The organism is Desulfovibrio sp. 1188_IL3213 (assembly GCF_036763145.1).
Taxonomy (GTDB): Bacteria; Desulfobacterota; Desulfovibrionia; order Desulfovibrionales; family Desulfovibrionaceae; genus Desulfovibrio.
Genome location: NZ_JBAIYR010000359.1, coordinates 1 through 2,376, shown reverse-complemented (window position 1 = coordinate 2,376; position 2,376 = coordinate 1). Strand labels below are relative to the sequence as shown.

Annotated in this window: 1 protein-coding gene; it reads left to right on the top strand. The window is 60.6% G+C overall.

What is annotated here, in order from left to right:
• Positions 1 to 2,376 (top strand): UvrD-helicase domain-containing protein (locus tag V6C16_RS11405; protein ID WP_333543257.1); only part of this gene is annotated, 2,376 nt, incomplete at both ends.

Sequence of the window (2,376 nt, the reverse complement as noted above, 5' to 3'; positions counted from 1 at the left end):
CGCGAACGGGTCATCCGTCCACTCAAAAGCGCGGCTCTGGGGCAGCCCATGCAGGGGCTGGAGCTTGATTCAGCTTCGGCCGGGCGCTGGGTGGACGCCATCATGCGTGACATGAGCGCGCTGAACATCCGCACCATCGACAGCCTGCTGCATCTCATCGTGCGCGCCGCCGCGCTGGACCTCAGGCTGCACCCGGACTTTCAGCCCGTCTTTGCCACCGAAGAAGCGCTTGCGCCCTACCTGGACCTTCTGCTGGAAAAAGCCTGGCAAGGTGATGAAAATATGCGCGGCCTTTTGCGGCAGGTCTGCCGCGCCATGGTTCACCACGGACAAAGCAAGGGCTTTCTGGCAGGAGAAAAACTGCTGCACCAGTTGCGCCCTCTTCTGGACAGCGCCCTTCTGGGCCGCTACGGCGAACTTTCTTCCTACGAAGAGCTTGAGCAAAGCCTGTTTGCCCTTAACCATGCCGCCAGACAGGCTGCCGACCATTTGCTGCGGATAGCCGACGACGCCCGCCTGCCCTGGATGGCAAATGCGGAAAAAGCCGTCAAAGCCTGGGCCAAAGGCGAATATAAAAATTCGGCTTTTCTGACCAAGGACACCGCAGCCCAACTTTTTAAAAAAGGCGCTGCTGTCGACTCCGGGGTGGAACACGCCTACGGCGTTTTTAGCCGGGCCGCGCAGGCATGCATGGAAGACGGGCAGCTGTTGCGGCAGGCCCTGCGCCTTGAACCGTCCATACGCATGGCGCGTATTCTGGCCAACGCCTTTCTGCACAATCAGGAACAGGAGGGAACGCTCCCCGGCCTGCTCGTCCCCCATATGGCACAGCAGGTTTTGTCCGGCGATCACGGCGTGCCGGAAACGCTCTGCCGTCTGGGCGCGCGCCTTACCCATTACCTTGTGGACGAATTTCAGGATACAAGCCAGGAACAGTGGCGTGCGCTGCGTCCTCTGGTGGAGGAAGCGCTGTCGCGTGGCGGATCGCTGACCTGGGTGGGCGATGTCAAACAGTCCATTTACGGCTGGCGTGACGGTGACCCGGAACTTTTTGACGGCATCCTTGAAGACCGGGGGCTTGCCGCCGTTGCCACCTCTACGGCCCGTGACAGTCTGCCGTTCAACTGGCGTAGCCGCCGTCAGGTGGTGGAACACAACAATGCCCTCTTTTCCCTTCTGGAGCAGGCGGATACGGCCAGAGCCGTCATGAGCGCCCTTCTGCCCGGCGATATGCCCCAAGATCTGGCTGCGGAAATAATGGATTCTTCTGTCAAAAGCCTGCTGAGCGCTTTTGCGGGAACCCGGCAGGAATGTCCTGAGCACACGCCCGGCGGTGGTCTGGTGCAGGTGGAAGATATTGCGGCGGACTCTTCGGAAATGTTGCGCGAAGCCGTTTTTGACCGTCTGGGCCGCATACTGCTTGACGATGTGGCTCCGCAGCGCCCGTGGTCGGACGTGCTGGTGCTGGTGCGCAGCAATGACGGCGCGGCCCGCATGGCGGATCATCTGGTGCGCCTGGGCATTCCGGTCATTACCGAAAACAGCCTGCTGCTCTCGGCCCATCCTCTTATTGTCCAGACCGTGGCCCTGCTGGCCTTTCTCGACAGTCCCGACGACAATATCGCCCTGCTCACCGTCCTGACCGGCGAAATTTTTCATGGCCGTCCCGAAGCCGCCGAACTTGCCGGCATCGACCTGCACGGCTGGTGCGCCCGCCAGAAGAAAGGCTTTCTGTACCAGAATTTCCGCCAGCGGTGGCCGCACATATGGCAAAGCCTGCTGGCGCCATTTTTCAGCCAGTCCGGCCTGATGACGCCCTATGACACGGTGCTTGAATGGTATGCGCGCCTTGATGTGGAACAGCGTTTTCCCGATGCCGCAACCTTCTTGCGCCGCTTTATGGAAGTGCTGCACAGCGCGGAAGAAAAAGGCATGGCGACGCTTTCCACTTTTCTGGAACACTGGAATGCCAAAAGCCAGGAAGAAAAAGTTCCCATGCCGGAAAACATGAACGCCGTGCGGGTCATGACTGTGCACAAGTCAAAGGGGCTTGAGGCTCCGGTGGTTTTCGTCCCCTTTACCGCACTGAACATTTCCGCTTCTGACAAGCCTCTGCGCACGGAACGTCAGGGCCTGAGCATGATGGTGCGCAATCAGAAAGCACTGGGCCGCCCCTATTATGAAGACCTGGCCCGACAGGCCAGAGAAAGCCTGAACCTGCTCTACGTCGCCTTTACCCGCGCACGGGACGCCCTGTATGTGTTCCGCACGTCGGCCAAAAGGCAGTCTCCGGTGCTTGCGGGTCTGGACATTCTCTGGGAGCGCGCAAGCCTCCAGCCGCCCTACACCCTGGGCAGCCTGCCCCCGGCCGCGGAC